Source organism: Chryseobacterium culicis (genome assembly GCF_900108365.1).
Lineage (GTDB): Bacteria > Bacteroidota > Bacteroidia > Flavobacteriales > Weeksellaceae > Chryseobacterium > Chryseobacterium culicis.
In genome coordinates, this window is sequence record NZ_FNWQ01000001.1 from 780824 (window position 1) to 800278 (window position 19455).

At 38.7% G+C, this 19455-nt stretch carries 17 protein-coding genes; 4 read left to right on the forward strand and 13 right to left on the reverse strand.

Features of this window, described 5'->3' with window-relative positions; translation table 11 throughout:
- Window positions 1-58: 58 nt before the first annotated feature.
- The 6 genes from BLW74_RS03485 to BLW74_RS03510 all read right to left on the reverse strand — a co-directional run bounded on the left by BLW74_RS03485 (window position 59) and on the right by BLW74_RS03510 (window position 7264).
- Complete coding sequence (locus BLW74_RS03485) at window positions 59-811, reverse strand: succinate dehydrogenase/fumarate reductase iron-sulfur subunit (RefSeq protein ID WP_089690050.1); 753 nt, start codon at window positions 809-811, stop codon at window positions 59-61.
- A 13-nt stretch (window positions 812-824) separates the two neighbouring features.
- Window positions 825-2741 carry a fumarate reductase/succinate dehydrogenase flavoprotein subunit gene (locus BLW74_RS03490; protein WP_089690051.1) on the reverse strand — a complete coding sequence of 639 codons (1917 nt, stop codon included), beginning with the start codon at window positions 2739-2741 and terminating at the stop codon, window positions 825-827.
- Between the two features lie 11 nt (window positions 2742-2752).
- A complete protein-coding gene (locus BLW74_RS03495; RefSeq protein WP_089690052.1) occupies window positions 2753-3409 on the reverse strand; it encodes a succinate dehydrogenase cytochrome b subunit in 657 nt (218 codons plus the stop codon).
- A 16-nt stretch (window positions 3410-3425) separates the two neighbouring features.
- On the reverse strand, window positions 3426-4856 hold the full coding sequence (locus tag BLW74_RS03500; protein WP_089690053.1) for an anion permease: 1431 nt from the start codon (window positions 4854-4856) through the stop codon (window positions 3426-3428).
- 21 nt (window positions 4857-4877) lie between these two features.
- Window positions 4878-6044: a porin gene (locus BLW74_RS03505; RefSeq protein WP_089690660.1), complete on the reverse strand. Its 1167-nt coding sequence runs from the start codon at window positions 6042-6044 to the stop codon at window positions 4878-4880.
- Window positions 6045-6214: 170 nt separating this feature from the next.
- Window positions 6215-7264 carry a linear amide C-N hydrolase gene (locus BLW74_RS03510; protein WP_089690054.1) on the reverse strand — a complete coding sequence of 350 codons (1050 nt, stop codon included), beginning with the start codon at window positions 7262-7264 and terminating at the stop codon, window positions 6215-6217.
- Between the two features lie 381 nt (window positions 7265-7645).
- On the opposite strand from BLW74_RS03510, the gene BLW74_RS03515 reads away from it, so the two are divergent.
- The 3 genes from BLW74_RS03515 (at window position 7646) to BLW74_RS03525 (ending at window position 11461) form a co-directional block, all read left to right on the forward strand.
- Window positions 7646-9844 (forward strand): ATP-binding protein, encoded by a 2199-nt coding sequence (locus BLW74_RS03515; RefSeq protein WP_089690055.1) that lies wholly within the window; start codon window positions 7646-7648, stop codon window positions 9842-9844.
- Between the two features lie 21 nt (window positions 9845-9865).
- The gene (locus tag BLW74_RS03520) at window positions 9866-10417 is read left to right on the forward strand and encodes a biliverdin-producing heme oxygenase (RefSeq protein ID WP_089690056.1); all 552 of its coding nucleotides are present in this window, start codon (window positions 9866-9868) and stop codon (window positions 10415-10417) included.
- 117 nt (window positions 10418-10534) lie between these two features.
- A complete protein-coding gene (locus BLW74_RS03525) occupies window positions 10535-11461 on the forward strand; it encodes a malate dehydrogenase (protein WP_034699354.1) in 927 nt (308 codons plus the stop codon).
- 229 nt (window positions 11462-11690) lie between these two features.
- Here BLW74_RS03525 and BLW74_RS03530 read toward each other — a convergent pair whose 3' ends face one another.
- The 5 genes from BLW74_RS03530 to BLW74_RS03550 all read right to left on the reverse strand — a co-directional run bounded on the left by BLW74_RS03530 (window position 11691) and on the right by BLW74_RS03550 (window position 14825).
- Window positions 11691-12608, reverse strand: a complete 918-nt coding sequence (locus BLW74_RS03530; protein ID WP_089690057.1) for an alpha/beta fold hydrolase — start codon at window positions 12606-12608, stop codon at window positions 11691-11693.
- Between the two features lie 127 nt (window positions 12609-12735).
- Entirely contained in the window at window positions 12736-12969 is a 234-nt protein-coding gene (locus BLW74_RS03535) for a hypothetical protein (protein ID WP_089690661.1), read from the reverse strand.
- Window positions 12970-13071: 102 nt separating this feature from the next.
- Window positions 13072-13608, reverse strand: coding sequence for a GNAT family N-acetyltransferase (locus tag BLW74_RS03540; RefSeq protein WP_089690058.1), 537 nt, complete (start codon window positions 13606-13608; stop codon window positions 13072-13074).
- Between the two features lie 18 nt (window positions 13609-13626).
- Entirely contained in the window at window positions 13627-14019 is a 393-nt protein-coding gene (locus BLW74_RS03545) for a VOC family protein (RefSeq protein WP_089690059.1), read from the reverse strand.
- 20 nt (window positions 14020-14039) lie between these two features.
- Complete coding sequence (locus BLW74_RS03550; RefSeq protein ID WP_089690060.1) at window positions 14040-14825, reverse strand: hypothetical protein; 786 nt, start codon at window positions 14823-14825, stop codon at window positions 14040-14042.
- Between the two features lie 103 nt (window positions 14826-14928).
- On the opposite strand from BLW74_RS03550, the gene pafA reads away from it, so the two are divergent.
- Window positions 14929-16575 carry an alkaline phosphatase PafA gene (gene pafA / locus BLW74_RS03555; RefSeq protein WP_089690061.1) on the forward strand — a complete coding sequence of 549 codons (1647 nt, stop codon included), beginning with the start codon at window positions 14929-14931 and terminating at the stop codon, window positions 16573-16575.
- 64 nt (window positions 16576-16639) lie between these two features.
- On the opposite strand, the gene BLW74_RS03560 is transcribed toward pafA, so the two are convergent.
- Both BLW74_RS03560 and BLW74_RS03565 read right to left on the reverse strand, forming a co-directional pair.
- Complete coding sequence (locus BLW74_RS03560; protein ID WP_089690062.1) at window positions 16640-17764, reverse strand: tetratricopeptide repeat protein; 1125 nt, start codon at window positions 17762-17764, stop codon at window positions 16640-16642.
- Window positions 17761-19386: a helix-turn-helix domain-containing protein gene (locus BLW74_RS03565; protein WP_089690063.1), complete on the reverse strand. Its 1626-nt coding sequence runs from the start codon at window positions 19384-19386 to the stop codon at window positions 17761-17763. Before BLW74_RS03565 ends, BLW74_RS03560 begins: the two co-directional genes overlap by 4 nt.
- Window positions 19387-19455: the final 69 nt, after the last annotated feature.

Sequence of the window (19455 nt, forward strand, 5' to 3'; positions counted from 1 at the left end):
TGGCGGATTTGAAATTAATCAAATCCGCCATTTTATCTGTATCTCTTATTTTTCCGGATTAATTCTTTTTTCTGAAAAATAAAGCTCGGTTATATTCAAAGTTCATCCGGGCAATATTCAGTACAGAAATTCCCTGAGGGCATTCCACCTCACAGGCTTCTGTATTCGAGCAGTGACCGAATAATTCCGTATCCATCTGAGCTACCATATCCAGCACCCTTTTGCTCCGTTCTTCTTTTCCCTGTGGAAGAAGGGCCATGTGGGTGATTTTTGCAGAGGTAAACAAAGCTGCACTTCCGTTTTTGCAAGTGGCAACACAAGCTCCACATCCAATACAAGCCGCGGAATCAAAAGCTTCCTCAGCCGTCTGATGGGTCACCGGAATGGCGGTAGCATCAGGGGCCTGGCCTGTATTGACAGACACAAAGCCTCCTGAAGAGATAATTCTGTCAAAAGCTGAGCGGTCTACTTTTAAATCTTTCTTTACGGGAAATGCTTCGGAACGGAACGGTTCTATCAAAATGGTTTCCCCATCTTTAAATGATCGTAAATGAAGCTGGCAGGTAGTGGTGTTTTTTAATGGACCGTGGGCAATACCGTTAATCATCATCCCGCATTGTCCGCAGATTCCTTCACGGCAGTCGTGATCAAATTCTACAGGTTCATCCCCCTCAATGATCAGCTTTTCATTCAGGGTATCCAGCATTTCTAAGAAAGACATATGGGAATTCAATCCTTTCAGGTCGTAAGGGACCAGTTTTCCTTCACTTTTTCTATCTTTCTGTCTCCATATCTTAAGATGTAAATCCATAATTTTCTGTTTTTTATTTGTAACTTCTTACCGTTGGCTGAATCTCTTCAAAAACCAGAGGTTCCCGGATCAGTTCAGGTTCTCCGTTTTCGCCTGTCCATGCCCATGCGGAGATAAATTGGTATTCTGCATCATTTCTCATCGCTTCTCCATCCGGAGTCTGATATTCTTCTCTGAAATGAGCTCCGCAGGATTCGTTACGGGTTAATGCATCATAGCACATCAGTTCTCCTATTTCAAAATAATCGGCTACACGGCCTGCCTTTTCCAGTTCGGTATTCATTTGATCTCCCTGTCCGGAAACCTTTACGTCTTTGTAAAATTCCTGTTTCAGTTTTCGGATTTCCTGAATGGCATATTTCAGTCCTTCTTCATTTCTGGCCAGTCCGCAATAATCATACAGGAGTTTTCCTAATGTTTTGTGGAAATAATCAACGGTTTTGGTTCCTTTGATGTTGATGAAATTATTAATCTGGTCTTTAACCGCTTGTTCGGCCTGTTCAAATTCAGGGGTATCGGGTGAAATTTTTCCGGTATGAATTTCATCAGCCAGATAATTGGCAATGGTGTAAGGAGCAATGAAATATCCGTCTACTGATGCCTGCAGAAGTGAGTTGGCTCCTAATCTGTTGGCTCCGTGATCGGCAAAATTGGCTTCACCTAAAGCAAATAGACCGGGAACAGTAGTCATCAGCTCATAATCTACCCAAAGTCCGCCCATGGAGAAGTGCGCAGAAGGAGAGATCATCATAGGTTCTTTATACGCATCATATCCTGTTATTTTAAGATACATGTCGAATAAGTTTCCGTATTTTTCTTTAATCTTCTCTTTTCCCTGTTCCTGTATTGCCTTCGAAAAATCGAGATATACCGCATTTTTCAACGGCCCGATTCCGAACCCGGCATCAATTCTCTCCTTGGCGGCACGGGAAGAAATATCCCTTGGAGCAAGGTTTCCAAAAGCAGGATATCTTCTTTCGAGATAATAATCCCTTTCATTTTCCGGAATATCATTTGGTGGTCTGTTTTCCCCTTCCTTCAACGGAACCCAGATCCGCCCGTCATTACGTAAAGATTCAGACATTAAGGTCAGTTTTGACTGATAATCTCCGGATTGCGGAAGGGAAGTAGGATGTACCTGTATCCAGCTCGGGGAAGCCATTAAAGCTCCTTTTTTATGTGCTCTCCAGATGGCAGAACCGTTACATCCCATGGCAAGGGTAGAGAGGTAATAAATTTTTCCGTAACCTCCTGTTGCCAATACAACAGCGTGAGCTGCATGTCTTTCAATATCTCCCGTGTCTAAATTTCTTACGATAATTCCTCTGGCTTTGCCGTCAACAGTCACCAGATCCAGCATTTCATGTCTTGAAAATAATTGCACGGAACCTTTTCCTACCTGTCTCATCAACGCTTGATAAGCACCCAGAAGAAGCTGCTGCCCAGTTTGTCCTCTTGCGTAGAACGTACGGCTTACCTGAACCCCTCCGAATGAACGGTTGTTCAGATATCCCCCATATTCACGGCCAAAGGGAACGCCCTGTGCCACAGCCTGGTCAATGAGGTTCAGAGAACATTCTGCCATTCGGTATACATTGGCCTCACGCGCTCTGAAGTCTCCTCCTTTCAGGGTGTCAACAAACATTCTGTAAACACTGTCGCCATCGTTTTTATAGTTTTTTGCTGCATTCACACCTCCCTGTGCTGCCACAGAATGTGCTCTTCTCGGGCTGTCCTGAAAACAGAATGATTTCACATTATATCCCATTTCTCCTAAAGACGCAGCGATAGAACTTCCTGCCAGTCCCGTTCCTACAACAATGACATCCAGTTTTTTTCGGTTGGCAGGATTAACGAGTCTTGCTTTCTTTTTATAGTTTTCCCATTTATGTTCCAATGGGCCCTGTGGTATTTTTGAATCTAAAATCATGACCGTTGTGTTTAATGATACGTAAAGAATACATAAATGGGCATTAATGCAAAACCAACACATATAATGATTGAATAAGCAATCCCGATGGTTTTAAACCATTGTACAAATTTTGGATGATATAATCCCAGAGTTCTTACAGCACTGTGTATTCCGTGAATCAGGTGATAGCATAGAGCGATCATTGATACAACATAAATGATAACGTACCACCATTCTTTAAAGACATTGACTACCAGAACGTAGAGGTCTTTATTCCCGTTTTCATCCAAAGGAGGATTTCCGAATTTGTAGATATACCAGAAATTCTGGAAATGAATTACAAGGAAGATCAGGATTAAAGTTCCGAGAATTCCCATATTTCTGGAAGCCCATTGGCTGGCTCTTCCACGTCTGTCGGCCTTATAATCTCCGCCGGATTTTCTGTTTTTTAAAGTGATAATTAAGCCGTCTACCGCATGCAGAATGATACTGGCATACAAAACGTAAGAAACTATTTTGATAATGATATTTCCTGATAAAAAATGCGAATAGGCATTAAACTGCAGGTGTGCCTGCTCTTGCGGAAGGAAAAGCTGAAGATTTCCAAGGAAATGAATCAACAGGAAGAATCCCAAAAAAAGTCCCGTAAGGCACATCAGCATTTTTCTTGACAATGTTGATAACATATTTTTGATTTATTGGTTAATAATATCCTAAGACTTTCATCCACAATCCTCCTACAACCATATAAATGATCAGCAGAACGATTCCTATCTCAAGACCTCTGAGCCACCAGGCTTTCAGGTCCACATATCCGCTTCCGAAGAATACCGGTGCCGGACCGTGCCCGTAATGGGTAAGCACTCCATAAATAGAGCCCATGAAGCCCAGCATCATTGCCAGCAGCATAGGAGGAATTCCTAAAGAAACCCCTACCCCCAATAATGCGGCATACATGGCTGCTACGTGCGCCGTAGCGCTGGCAAAAATATAATGACTGAAGAAATAGACTACAATAATCACCGGGAAGGCTACCTGCCAGCTCAACCCTCCGATTTGCACCTTGATCAGATTACTGAACCAGCCAATGAATCCCAATTCATTTAAAGAACTGGCCATCATCACCAGTACGGCGAACCAAACGATTGTATCCCATGCACCTTTTTCACCTTTTACATCCTCCCAGGTTAATACGGAAGTTAGTAATAATAAGGTTAATCCGATGAAAGCTGTTGTGGTAGCATCAATGGAAAGTGCACCGCCAAATATCCAAAGGGCCAGCAGGATAAAGAACGCCAGCAGCATCAGCCATTCGTTTCTGGAAATAGGCCCCATTTCTTTTAATTTTTCTGCGGCCATTTTAGGCGCATCGCCCGTTTTTTTAAGTTCAGGCGGATATAATTTGTATAATACTAAAGGAACGACAAAAAATGCTACTGCGCCCGGAATAAAACCCGCTGCGGCCCATGACATCCAGGTAATATCAATACCAAGATTGGCAGCAAATTTCTGGCACATCGGGTTACTCGCTGTGCCGGTAAGGAACATGGAAGACGCGATGAGGTTCATGTAATAGCTGTTCAGCGTTAAGAATGATCCTAATTTTCTATGAGTTTCCGGTTTTTCAGGAACGGAATCAAAGCTTATCGCCATAGATTTCATGATCGGGTAGATGATTCCGCCGCCTCTTGCCGTATTACTTGGAATAGCAGGTGCCAGGCAGACATCAGCCAATCCTAATCCGTAAGCTAGCCCAAGTGAGCTTTTACCAAAAACTCTTATGAATAGGAAGGCAATACGGTTTCCCAATCCTGTTTTGATAAACCCTCTGGCAATAAAGAAGGAGATCCCGATCAGCCAGATGACTTTGTCTCCAAAACCGGAAAGAGCCTTGGTAATAGATTTTCCTGCATCTCCGGGAGCGACTACCTGCGTAAGGGCTGTAAAACCAATGGCCATCATACACATGGTTCCCATGGGAGCTGCTTTAAGAATGATTCCTAAAATAGTGGCTGCAAAGATCGCAAACAGATGCCAGGCATTTTCGGCTACACCTTCCGGAGCAGGAATGAACCATATGATTAACGCAACAACAAATGTGATCGCTACGTTTTTAATATTAATTTCTTTCATGATACTAACTATTTTAAGCGTTTAGAATCTACTTTGTACCTGGACAATGAATAGATTATTATTGTATTGTGATGTGTTTTCCACCTGATGTTTGTAGCGGTCAAACTGTACTCCCAGCTGAATTCTAGCCCCATAGTTTTTCAGGAATTCCAATCCGAACATCGGGGTGATTGTCTGTCTTGGGTTGGAAGCCATTCTGAAATTAGTGTCCAGATATTCGTAACGGCAGGACAGTTCAAAAGCACTCAGGTTTTTGTGATTGATCTCATATCTTAGATTCGGAAGGAAATAGGCACCACGAATGAGATACTGGTCCGGATTGTCTGGCCGAAGTTCAGGGGCAATAGAGTTGTATAAAACGTGGTTGGTTGCCTGTTTGGCTTCCAGCTGCATATCAAGGCTCCATTTGGGATCAAACTGAATCAGTGAGCTCAGATCTATCCCTACAGCGTAGACTTTTTTGCTGAAAACTTCTCCGGTTCCCCCATTCAAACCTACATTGAAATGGTATTTTTTTGATAATCCGAACACAAGGCGGGTTGAATACTGTTTTCCGTTGTCATTATCATTGATCTGGTTTTTTCCATTTCCGTTCACTATAGAAACTGCGTATTGGAAAGGAATTTCTCCCAATTGAAGCTGTCCTGTAGCAGACATTCCGATCTGGAAGCTCGTCCAGCCCAGTTTTCCGAACTCTGTATACTGATTAGACCAGTCTAAAGATTTAATAATATCAATAGGATAAGTCTCTTCAATACCGAACCACGGTCTGAACTGTCCTACGGTAATCGCTAACTTTGGGTTGAAAGTATATTTCAGGTAAGCATTTTCAAGAACTCTGCTTTTAGGATCATTTTTAAAATCGGCAAGATTGGCTAAAACAACCACTTCAGTACGTTTACTGATCTGTGCCCGAACCTGGACCCTCATGTATTTCAGCATGAAATTATTATCTGTTCCGGAGCCGTCCGTGTGATGAAGTCCGTTTACATCAACATCTTTGCTCATCCCTACAAGATAGCGCGCCTGAAAAAGGCCTTTGATCTGCAGCTGCGGATATTTTACATTGTCTTCTTCCTGTGCCTGAGGTGTGGTCTTCAGAGAATCCTGATTTTGCGCATAAGCAGATAACCCGCAGGCCAGCATGCAAAGGATCAGGCTTTTCTTTTTAAGTGAAAAAAAGGCCATATCTATTTTTGTTTTTACTGTGAATATCAGTTTAACCACAACTTGTTAACTAACCCACAAATCTTTTGGCTGATAACAACCTGAATACTTAACATTGCTTCCGTTTAATCCTAATAAAGGTACACTCAGAGCATTGTCTGCTAAGGGCAAGTACAGTTGTGGCTGAATATTTATTTTAATCCTAAGAAAGTGAAAGGTGCAGATTCTTTAAAATTTGCATTGGATTTCCCGTTATAAGTGTTATTATTACTAAGATCCAGTTTCATCACTTTTCCTTTAGGACTTAAATCAAAATCTTTAAGATCTACCCAGAAAGTATTCGGAGTGAAAACAGTCTCAAAATAATACACAAGATTCTTCTGATCAGAAACAGAACGCCATCTTGTAGAGGAAATATTAGGCTCCGTTGCAGAAGTGATTCCATAAGGTACGGAACAGTTTCTGATAACGCTGAAAACACTGGCTATTGCTGTGCGGGTATCTGCAGTCTGAGGAATTGCATTGATGTAGTAGGAAGCTCGTACGAAACGGTCTGCCGCACGGTTTGTTCCCGGAAGCATTACCGTTCCCGGAATCCCTTTCCAGTAATTGTTTAACGCCAGCTGTTCCTCAAAAACAGGAGAGTTGGTCATTACTGTATAAGAGGGATCATGATGAATAACCAGTTTTCCGTCAATATATTCAAATACCGCATTGTCTCCGGAAGCATCCGAAATGGAAAGGTGGACGGTTGTAAACCTTTCTGTTCCCGGAATATAATCACTTACAATAACGAACGGCTCTTTTCGTGAGAACTCTACGGCTTCTTTTACTGTGGCAAAATTGTCAAGATAATATTGGGCCCATAATGAAATTGCAATTCCCTTTTTACTTCCTTTACCATCAAATTTTGGGTATTGGGATTCTCCCAGCCAAAGAAGATTGGCCACTAATCCTTTTTCATTCATTCCGTCTGCTGACGCAATATCCCAGGAAGAGCTTACAAGACTTCCATATTTTGCCGTCCATTTTACAGATTTCGGACCTACCAATCCATTACGGTCTATTCCTTTGGGCAAAACCCATAAGTTGGCCGGAATTTCGTCACGCCAGTCCATAGAACGGGCTGTGATAACCGTATTTTGGGGTCCTTTGTAAACTACTCTTGTACATGCTTCTGATGGATTCCACAATCCTATAGAAAGGATCAGAGAAAATAAAATTAATGGGAACTTTTTCATAATAGTATTATTTGAATTTAAATTTTGTATTGAATTTATTGAGAATAATTCAATGGATTTTGATCATATTCATTATTTGGTGATATAAATTTAGCGAAATTTGTTTAAATAAAACAATAATTAAGGTTAATAATGTGTAATCCATGTTATGAATCATGGTTAATGAATGAATAACTCCATTATTGAGAAATTTTTTGTATATTTTAGAGATATGACATTAAAAAAGGGGAAAAACAAAGAATATTTCAACGCGTTTTTTAATGTTCTTTTTATCCACCATCGCCCGTGACTGCTTGTTAGAGAGGTATTTGAAATAAGATACCACAAAAATTAACATTATTTAAAAAAGCGCTATATTTGATTAAAAGACTGAAAAGATATATGAATTTTGTAGAATGTCATGAAGAGCCTATCCATATTCCGGGTTCTATACAAAGTTTTGGTTATTTGATTGGCATTGATGCAGAGACTCATACCATTACTTTTTTTAGCAGGAATATCTCGGATATATTTGCAATCGAAAGCCCGGAAAAACTTTTCGAAAGGAAGATTACAGATTTTCCGGAAAGCTTTCAGAGTATTATCAATTCAGAAATATACACTTCTCTGGAAAGGTTTACCAGACGTAAAAACGAAACCTATTTTGACAAAATCTTTATCAATACAAAAGAATATCACTTTTCTGTTTTCAGAAGTGAGGCTTATATCTTCCTTGAATTTGAGGAGGTCCTGATCAATCCTGACAAAAGAATTTCCAACAAATATGATAATTTTTACATCATAGATAACGAAAAAGAACTCTGGGACCACCTTCTGGAAACCTTGACAAAAGTAGTGAACTATGACAGAATGATGGTCTATAAATTCATGATGGACGGTTCCGGGAAAGTAATTGCAGAGAAGAAGAATGAAAATATGGAAAGCTTTCTGGGGCTTCATTATCCGGAATCTGATATTCCGAAACAGGCACGTGATCTCTATATGAAAAAAAGAAAGAGAATTTTCAGCAATGTATATGCTGATACGGTGCCGGTTTTAAGCAAAAGTCCGGAAAGTATTGACCTTACTTTTTCAGCGTCCAGAGGAATGTCGCCTGTTCACGGGCAGTATCTGAAAAATTCAGGGGCAGCATCAAGCTTCAGTGTTTCTATTATTATTGATGACCACCTCTGGGGACTGGTAACCTGCCAGAATGTGGAACCCAAGCATATTGACCTGGAAGACAGAGTGCAGGCCGGAATCTTCACAACGTTGGCCGCCAATGCTTATTCCTCATTCAAATCCAAACGCGAACTGAATTACCGCCTGGAACTGAATGAAAAAATAGCTGAACTCAAAACAAAATTTTTAAAACACCATCATCTGCTGGATTCTCTTATTGAAAGTAAAAAAGAGATACAAAACTTACCGCAGGCAGATGGATTGGCCATTATTTCAGATAACAGCATCATCACATCTGGCAGTACACCGGATATGGAAAGCATTGCCAAGATTGTACAATGGGGATTGGGGCATACCAATGACCGGATTTACGTAAGCCGAAGCTTTCTTAAAGACCACGGTGAAGAACTGAATCTTCCTGAAACCGCTGCCGGAATTATTTTTTACTTTATAGAAAGGGATAAAAATGAAATGCTGATCTGGTTTCGTAAAGAGTTTGATGAGCACATTAACTGGGCAGGAAATCCTGAAAAAAAAGTAGCCGTTTTTTCTCAGAACGGAGAAGAAAAAAAAATGGTATCCCCCAGAACCTCTTTCAATATTTTTACGGAAAATATTAAAGGGTATTCCACAAGGTGGAACTCCCGCAGTGTAAGTGCAGTGCATGCTGTAAGGGATTTGATTCTAGAAACATCCCACAAAAACTACAACGCCATTAAAAGCCTGAATGATGAGCTTAAGAAGCTAAATGAAGAGCTTGATAGTTTTTCTTATACTATTTCTCATGACCTGGGAACGCCTTTGACGGTGATGAAACTGAATGCCCAGATGCTTCTGGGAAATCTTGCCGGGGATACGGAGAAAAGCAAAAGAAAAATAAATACCATCATAGAAGAAATTGACAGTATGGCTGAAATGATGCAGGATGTACTACAGCTTAGCCGTGCCAAGCACAGTGAAGTGCAGCTGGAAAGTCTGCAAACAGCTTCTACGATCTATAAAATTTCGGAAAATGCTAAAATGACATACGGAAGTCCGGCCAGTGAGATCATCATTAAAGAATGCCCGGATGTTTTAGCGGATAAAACCATGCTTCATCAGGTATTTCTTAATATCATCAATAATGCCGTAAAATATTCTTCCCACAAAGATCATCCAAAAGTGGAAATTGAAGGAAAAGAAGACGGAGATACTGTTATTTACAGAATCTCAGACAATGGTATTGGTATTCCTCAGGAGGAAAAACATAAGATGTTTAAGATCTTCAACAGGATGGATAATGCCAAAAAATTTAAAGGAAATGGAATAGGACTGTCTATTGTACACCGTATCATGAACAGGATTGGCGGAAATGTTGATTTTGAAAGCAATGAAGGCGGTACTTCTTTTATTTTGACGTTCAAAAAGCCTTATATTTGAGAAACTTTTAAAACGTTATTTATGGTTTCAGAATATCTTAAACAAAATACAGCAGATTATCACGATGCAGCAGAAAAACTTTTTAATTCTGAAAAGATTTTTAATAAAACTTTTACCTTAGAGGATTATAAAAAAATAATTCACACCAATTATCTGATGCTTCTGCACAGTGAAGATAAAATCTTCAGCAGCCTTTCTGATAAATATGCAGAGAAACTCCAGCTGAACGCAAGAAAGAAGCTTTCACTTATTGAAAAGGATCTGAAAAGTCTTTCGCTGGAAAATCAGGAAGTATCTCATTCCTTAGAGTTCAGTAATGAGCATGAAGCACTGGGAGCCATGTACGTAATTGAAGGTTCTACACTGGGAGGAAACGTTATTGCCAAACAGCTTTCTAAAACAGAAGGTTTTGATGAGGTTACGTTTAACTTTTTCGGATGTTATCAGGAGAATACAGGGCCAATGTGGAAGAATTTCAAGGAAGTTCTGGATACAGAAGTAATGCAGGAAAACTACAGCGATGTTCTTTCCGGTGCGAAAAAACTATATACGTTTTTGCTGAACGTCAACTAATTTATTTTAATTCTAATTAAATTCCTGAAAAATTGCGCAATTTTTCAGGAATTGTTAAATTTGGGGAGTTTCAAATTTAAACTTAACTAACAAAAAATAATTTTAAAAAGTAACAATATGAAAGTAACTGTAGTAGGTGCAGGCGCTGTAGGTGCAAGCTGTGCAGAATACATCGCAATGAAGAACTTCTGTTCAGAAGTAGTTTTGGTAGACATTAAAGAAGGGTTTGCTGAAGGGAAAGCAATGGATTTGATGCAGACAGCATCTCTTAACGGATTTGATACAAAAATTACGGGTACAACAGGAGATTACAGCAAAACTGCAGGTTCTCATGTGGCGGTAATCACTTCAGGAATTCCAAGAAAACCTGGAATGACAAGAGAAGAATTGATCGGTATCAACGCAGGTATCGTGAAAGAAGTTACTGAAAACTTAGTAAAACATTCTCCGGAAGTAATCATCATCGTGGTTTCTAACCCAATGGATACTATGGCTTACCTTGTTCATAAAACTTCAGGTCTTCCTAAGCACAAAATCATCGGAATGGGTGGTGCACTAGACTCTGCAAGATTCAAATACAGATTGGCTGAAGCTTTAGAAGCTCCAATTTCTGATGTAGACGGAATGGTAATTGCCGCTCACAGTGATACAGGTATGCTTCCATTATTGAGCAAAGCTACCAGAAACGGAGTTCCTGTAACGGAGTTCTTAAGTGATGAGCAACAAAAATATGTCATTGAAGAAACTAAAGTAGGAGGTGCTACACTTACAAAATTATTGGGAACTTCAGCATGGTACGCTCCAGGTGCGGCAGTTTCTGTAATGGTTCAGGCTATTGCTTGCGACCAAAAGAAAATGATCCCTTGTTCTTTAATGCTTGAAGGAGAATACGGACAAAACGATATCTGCCTTGGTGTTCCGGCTATCATCGGTGCTAATGGTGTAGAATCTATTGTCAACGTAACTCTGACTGCTGAAGAGCAATTGAAATTCGCTGAAGCTGCTAATGCAGTAAGAGAAGTGAATGGAGATCTTAAATTTTAATAAGTATCTGCTTTAAGCACGAATTACAATAATAAACCCCGGCTGTTTCAAGGAAACAGCCGGGGTTGTTTTTTTGAACAATATTGAATGATAACTTTTGAACCATTAAAGAACGGAGAATTAAGATTGATAAAGAAAAATCAATGATTTTTTAAGCTTGATGGTTGATGTTTTCGACGCGGCCGGAGGCCGCGCCGAAACTTATTATCACAAAATTTTGAATACAATATCACTTCGTTGTATTCACAAACCGACTTACAGCGCTCACAAAGTCTTTATTTTTCTCATAATACAAAAGATGTCCGCCATCAATAGAAACGACTTGCTGATTGGGAAACTGAAAGGTTTTATAATGCCGGGTTCCGACTGCCTTATCTTTTTTTCCTGTTATAACAAGCACCGGAATTTTAATATCTCTTGTAATGGGAGCGTAATCGGTGTAGTATTCTTGGAAATCTTGAGGTTTTGAAATAACCGCCATTCCAAAGTCGATGATGCGGGGATGGAGAGAATCTATTTTATCCATTTCTTTGATGGTTTCGATATCTTCGGTTAGGAATTTATACCCGATTCTTTTCTTTCTTAAAGCACTGCTTATTTTTGAAAGTTCTGAAGAAAGGCTGTCTTTAGGCACTTCTCTGTTTTTTACCTGTAAGAGACTGTTACCATATTCTATCTGCTCTTTGACAGATTCATCATTCAGGAAATGAAGCGTGACATTGGCAAGAATGAGTCCTTTGGTATGCTGAGGATATTTTTTAGCATAATTAACCGCGATGATTCCGCCAAAAGAATGGGCTAAAAGGAAGATTTTTTTCAATCTGAGATGCTGCCTCAACGCTTCAATATCCTGGATCATTTTTTCAAGATGATAGTTTTCAGAAGTTCCGGATCCGCCAGAACCCCGCTGATCCATATAAATCATCTTCATGCTTTTTTCCAGGTTATTTCCTCCCATCAGTTCAAAAGACGGGTACCCCTGACCTGGGCCTCCGGGTATATAGATGCAGGCTTCTCCCTGTCCGGAAACTTTATATCTTATTTTTACATGATCTGAGGTCTCAAAGAAACTTTCGGAAGTGTTATTCTGAGCTGAAACTATAGTTAATGAGACAAAAAATGATAAAAGGAAAGCAATTGTTTTCATATTATGATAACAATTGTAAGGGGTTATTTATTACGGTAATAACGACTTATTTTTTTTATCAAAATTTATGCTGCAAAAAAGAGCGGTAAAAACCGCCCTCAACAAAATTTTATCTAACAAATATATTTTACATATAAACGCATCCGCATCCCGTTTCCCATTCCTGGCACAGACGCATGGGCTCGTTACATCCGGGATTGCCACCGCCACCTCCGGAGACTCTATAACAGGTACCATCACTACAATAGTAAGAACCTATAGTGGGAGGGCAGTTGCCATCCATATCACATACTGCGTACGGAGTGTCACCACCGCTGATCAGCACAAGCTGATTTCTCCTTAATTTTTTTACATTTTTCATAGTAATCATTTTTTAATTTGTTGATTACTAATGTATAGAAAAAATAGCACACCTGCAAGTGATTTAATTAAGGCGCATTGAGAGCATATAAACTGGTCAAATTTAATCCATATCCAAAGTCATAAAAAAGGCTGTTTCTTCTGAGTTATTGTACAGTCTGGTATTCACTCCCGTAATATTGAATCCCATTCTTCTGTAAAACTGGATGGCAGGGTAGTTGGTGTTCTGGGTCTCCAGCTCAATAACGCGGCAGTTTAATCTTCTGGCTTCTTTAACTGCACTTTTAATCAGCATGATTCCTATTCCCTTTCTTCTGTGTTTTTCATCAATCAGTATATTTTCAATATAAAAACTGTTGTTCCAGATCCTGTGTTCACAGATAATCCATCCTGCAAGTTCTTCATTCTCATAAGCACCGAAAGAATTTCCCTGCTCAATAAGGGTATTAAGGTCTTCCAGCTCTTCAGGAGTTGTTTCCCAGGTCTTGCTGTAAGGTAAGGACTTTTCCTTTACAATAAATTCAAAAGCTCCTCCAGCCTCGATTGATGAAACCACATATCTTTTGTCTGTGGTATAACCATTATGCCCCCAGTCTACACTGGGATCAGATTCAAGTTTTTGCAATTTTCTTATTTCCATGTGAGGTATTTTCTAAGTTTATTGAATTTCCGTACAGATTTCAATCAGATAATTACTGGGATCTTTTACATAAGCCGTTTTTTGACCCCATGGTTTTACTGCAATATCTTCATAAAGAACAGCTCCGTTTTGCAAAGCCTTTTCTACCAGAGCTTCTACATTGTCTGTAGTAAACGCCAGTTCTATTCCGAAGGGTTTGTCCTCGGTTTTTGCCGTTTTAAAACCGTTTTTAATATTGGAATTTGCAAGATTTACAGAAGCAAATGAAAGGCTGGTTTCTCCCGTCAGTAATTCGCCATAATCTTTTTCCGGAGTAATAAATTTTATTTCCGTATCAAAAGTATTTTTATAAAAATTCATAGACTGTTCTACATCTTCCACATAGAGAATGACATATTTGAATTTGATCATAGTATTTAATGTAAAGGTTTTTACCTGTTGTTTATTATATATTCGTCATCGACCATCAGCTCTATATTCGGACCATGTAAAGGATATTCTTTAAAACTTCCGAAGTGCCCGAAATGCAGAGGATAATTCTGGGTAAGTTTCCTTACTTTAGCTCCGAAGGCATTGATATCAATTGTTTGAATGGAATCTTTTGTCTGTCTGCCATTGCCAAAAAAAAGCATCAGATTACAATGATCTTTACAATCAAAATCATTATAATAAAATACATGGATGTTTTCTTCCCTGCAGATCTTTTTCAAATCCTGAATCAAATCTTTTTTATACTGTAAAGCAAGGTTACAGTCAATTCTGGCAGAATAATTTTCAGCATTGCTTTTCCTGAAGTCAGAGCCTGTCATCTGAATAAAGCGGTGTTCTATATTTTTGAATTTTTCCTTTTCCGGAAGAAAAGTTCTGCTGGATTGGCTCGTAAAAGGAGCACTCGAATCTATTACAATGGCATTTTCACGAATCAGCAGTTCTTCGATTTCTAATGCCAGCTGAAAATGAAAATCGAAAAGCATATAATCTCCAATGCTGATGATCTGTTGATTTACGCCGATATTCAAATGCAGAGAGGTTTCTTTATAATGACTTTTCAGCGCATTCAGCTTCACAGTTAGTTCACTGGGATTTTCTACCTGCACTCTTGCCACCAGTTCTGCAGGATTATCAGCATGTCCGCCGTACCCCGGATAAAATTTGAAAAATTTATAGTCATATAGTTGATCAGGAAATTTGAAATACCAGTATACGCCTAAAATCATAAGGGTGGATTGATGAATTGTACAATAATCAAAATTAAATAAAATTTCACACTCCAAAACTTTCAAAACCCTTAAATTTGTTGTCAATAAAAATTTTACTTGGATGCTTAGGAACATTTCAATTGCGGCAGCTACTTTATTGTCCGTAGTTACAATCAATGCACAGAAGAACAGAAATACCCAACTGGAAAGACCCAAATTAGTCGTAGGGCTGGTTGTAGACCAGATGCGCTGGGACTATCTGTACCGTTTTTATGGTAAATATGGAAATGATGGTTTCAAGAGACTTTTGAATACCGGATATTCTTTGAACAATGTACATATCCCTTACGTTCCTACGATTACAGCTTTAGGACATACCTGTATTTATACGGGATCTGTACCGGCTATTCATGGAATTGCAGGAAATGACTGGACAGATAAAGAAACAGGAAAAGGGGTATACTGTACTGCGGATGAAAGCGTTCAGCCGGTAGGAACTACCAATACCAAAACAGGAAGCCACTCTCCGAAAAATCTTTGGTCCACAACTGTAACTGACGAATTGAGACTGGCTACCAACTTCCAGGGAAAAGTAGTAGGCGTTTCTTTGAAAGACCGTGCCTCTATTCTTCCTGCAGGACACACGCCAAACGGAGCTTTCTGGTTTGATGACAGCACGGGAAATTTCATTACCAGCACATGGTACATGAATGATCTTCCTCAATGGGTAAAATCATTCAATTCTCAGAATCTTCCTGAAAAATTAGTCGCTAACGGTTGGAATACATTACTTCCAATCAACGAATATACAGAAAGCGCACCAGACAATTCTCCATGGGAAGGGCTTTTGGGAAGCGCAAAAACACCTACATTTCCTTACAGCAACTTAGCAAAGGATTATCAGGTTAAAAAAGACAATATCCGTTACACACCTTTCGGAAATACCTTGACATTGAAGTTGGCAGAAGCTTCTGTAGAAGGTGAAAAGCTCGGTGGAGATAATATCACAGACTTTTTAGCGATCAATCTTGCCTCTACAGATTATGCCGGTCATAAATTCGGACCGAACTCTATTGAAGTAGAAGATGTGTATATCAGATTAGACCAGGATTTAGCAGAATTCTTTAAATATCTGGATTCCAAGGTAGGAAAAGGAGAGTACACCGTCTTTCTTTCTGCTGACCACGGAGGAGCACATTCTGTAGGATTTCTTAAAGAACATAAAATCCCTACGGGGTTCTTTGGGGAAGATGCAGAAAAGAATCTAAATCAGAAGCTGAAAGAGAGGTTTGGAGCAGATAAACTGGTCAATGCAATAGATAACTATCAGGTTTATTTTGACAGAAAAGTATTGGCAGACAACAAGCTTGAATTAGATGATGTAAGAAACTTTGCCGTAAAAGAAATTGAGAAAGATCCTACAGTTCTATATGCTGTTTCTGTAGACAAAGTTCAGGAGTCAAGTATTCCGGAGCCAATCAAACAAAGAATTATCAACGGGATCAACAGGCAGAGAAGTGGAGATATCCAGTTAATTTCGCATGATTCTATGCTTCCGCCCTATTCTAAAACAGGAACCACACACAGTGTGTGGAATTCTTATGACTCACATATTCCTTTGATCTTTATGGGATGGGGAGTGAAGCAGGGAGAAAGCAACAAAGAATATCACATGACAGATATTGCGCCTACAGTCTCTTCTTTATTGAAAATACAGTTCCCGAGTGGAAACGTAGGAAATCCTATTACGGAAGTTATTGGTAAATAAGTTGAAACTGATACCTCATAAAAAAAACATTCCATTACGGAATGTTTTTTTTGTTTTTCTTAGCCTATGAATTTCTTATCATCCGCTGTATCTCTTTATGAAACATTTTGTTTTGCTTTCGGACTTTTACAATGGAATATAAAAGCATCAGAATAAAAAAGATCCCCAACACAACAGAACCAATGGTAATGCTGCTATAGTAAGATTTCAGTTTTTTACTTTTTAAAGCAGTTTCCTTATTGTGATTGTCAATTACATGGTTAATAGATTTCAGCTCATTCTGCTTTATTTGGAAACGCATTTCCAGGTATTTCTTATTATACTGCTGATATAGGTTCTGTTGTCCCAGCGCAAGATAATTATCCGCTAACTCCTTATAAAGTCCTTCATTCAGGGTTATATCTCCGGTATTTTTGCAGAGGCTTTCAGCTTTTAATAACAGGTTGACTGCAGACTCATTTTCGTGATTTTGTTTGTAAATTTCAGCAAGTCCTTTCAAAGCGAATGCTTCCAGACTTTTAGCAAAATTTTTTCGCGCATAGTTTACAGACTGCAAAAAAGCCTCCTGCGCTTTGTCAGTCTGATGAAGATTAAGATAGCAATATCCGATATTGTAATATACCACACTCATATTGGAATAAGTTGTTTTCTTCACCGGAACCTTTTCATAATTCTGTATGGAAATCAGAAATTTTTCCAAAGCAATTTCTGAATTAGACTGGCTTTTATACACCATTCCTCGTATGGCATAGCTTGCTGCAGTTTCCGTATATTTTTCTGGATTTTTCTCCGGAATTTTTGCAATATACCGATCTGCCTCAATCAGTGTTTCAAGGCATTTGCTGAAAAGTTCCATCTGCTGGTACTGTATAGCCACCGAAATAAATACACCTGCCTGGCTTTTCGGATCATTGGTTTTCAGAGACAGTTCCTTCGCTTTCAGAATATATTTTAATGATTCTTCAAAGTTCCTTTTCGCAATATTGGCCGTGGAAAGAAGCATATAAAGATTAACAGAGGTCTTCACATCCGGAGAATTTTTTAATAGCTGTTCCCCTATTTTAATCGTGTTATCAGGATTGTCATATATTTCAAGTTTTGCTTTTTTCATTAAGACACTGTCGGGTGTCTTTTGTGCTTGTGTGAAAATACAGACGAACAGGGAGAATATCTTTAGAAATAGCTTCATGCGGTTTGGGTTTTACTGATTTCCTGAATATATGCATTGGGAGACATTCCGGTAACAGATTTAAAAACAGTTGTAAAGGCACTGTGCGAAGAGAAACCCGAATATTCCGCGAGATAACTCACTTTATAATTACGAAAAGCAGAATCTTCCCTTAATAGCTGCACAATATGATTAATCCTGAGTTTATTGATATATCCGTTAAAGTTTTTCTCCCTGTTATTGATAACTTCCGAAAGATATTTGGTATTGATTTCCAGTTGAGAGGAAAGCTGGGATAATGACATATTTTTATTTAAGTAGGCATCAGATTTTTCGAATTCTTCTAATTTTTGAAGAATTTCATCTTCTTTTTCTCTCGATATTTTTGTTGAGCCGGGATCTTTTGTTACCGATGTTTTGTTTACAATAAGCTGCTGAGGTTTCTGGCTGATCTGCTTTTCAAAAAAGTCAAACTGCTTTTTTAAGTCTCTATTCTTACTTTTAATAATCAGAAAATAAGTAAGCAGGCCCAGAACAATTACCGATAAAATGAGAATCAAATACCAGAAAGATCTTACATGCATATAGTTTTGAAATTCAATATTTTTATTCTGATTGGTTTCAACAAGTTTTACAAGATAACGTATTCCCTCTTTTGAATTTAAATCGGTTTTTGCTTTCAGATCATTATGAAGTTTATTGTATTGGTTGTATTTTTCATCATTATGAACCGCGTAGTAATTTTTGGATAGTGATTCGTAGATTTTAATTTTTAAATTATTAAAAGGCAGGTTTTCAATCAGGCCAAGCGCGGTTTCCAGCTTTTCAATAGCAGCTTCATAATCCTGTTTCAGAAAATAATACTGGGAAAGGTTTTCGTAAGCCAATCCTAGCAGAAAAGGCTTGTTTTTTTGGGATTCAAGATCTGAAATAACCCGGTTTATAAGTATTTTATAGTCAGAAAATTTGTTTTGTTTCAGCAGATAAGAAGACCGGAAAGTCCTGTTCTCGATTTTTATAATGGCATTTTCTTCATTATGATCACTAAGGTACCGGTTGCTTTTATCCAGATTTTGTAGTGCCGTGATATAATCTCTGTTAATTCCTGAGTTTAAAGCCTGAAGCTGGTACAGTTTTGCTGTGGTGATTCGCAAAGCCGGATCATTGCTTTTAAGAAGTCTCTGATCAGATAAAAGATGGGATATAATTTTTTTTGACTGATTATACAATCCTAAGTTTTGGTATTGATCAGCCAGATTATAGCCGCCGAAAACCTGCATGAAATAAGAAATTCCGGTTTTGGGATCAGCGTCTTCATGCTGAGCGAAAATATTTACAGACTGTACATAATCGCCCTTCATTGCCAGTGCCTGTGAAATGATGTTCTGAAGTACCATTTTATGTTCGGTATTCTGATCACTAACGAGAATTCCCTGAGTATAGCTGATGCATTCGTCAGAATTCTGATAGAGTTTAAGAAAGGCTTTATCTGCCAAAATCGTAAAGTCCGGACCGGACTGCCCATTCATCAAATGAGCACTGAAAATCAAAATAAACAGCAGGAATCTTCTGCTATTGTGAATTAATTGATGAGTAAATAATTTGTTTTCTGTGTTTTTTTGAATAATGCGGGTAAAATCCATATTCAAAATGATGTTTTGTATCTTGTTGGCTATTAATGTTTTGGAAATTTAATTCTTTCAAAATTCACG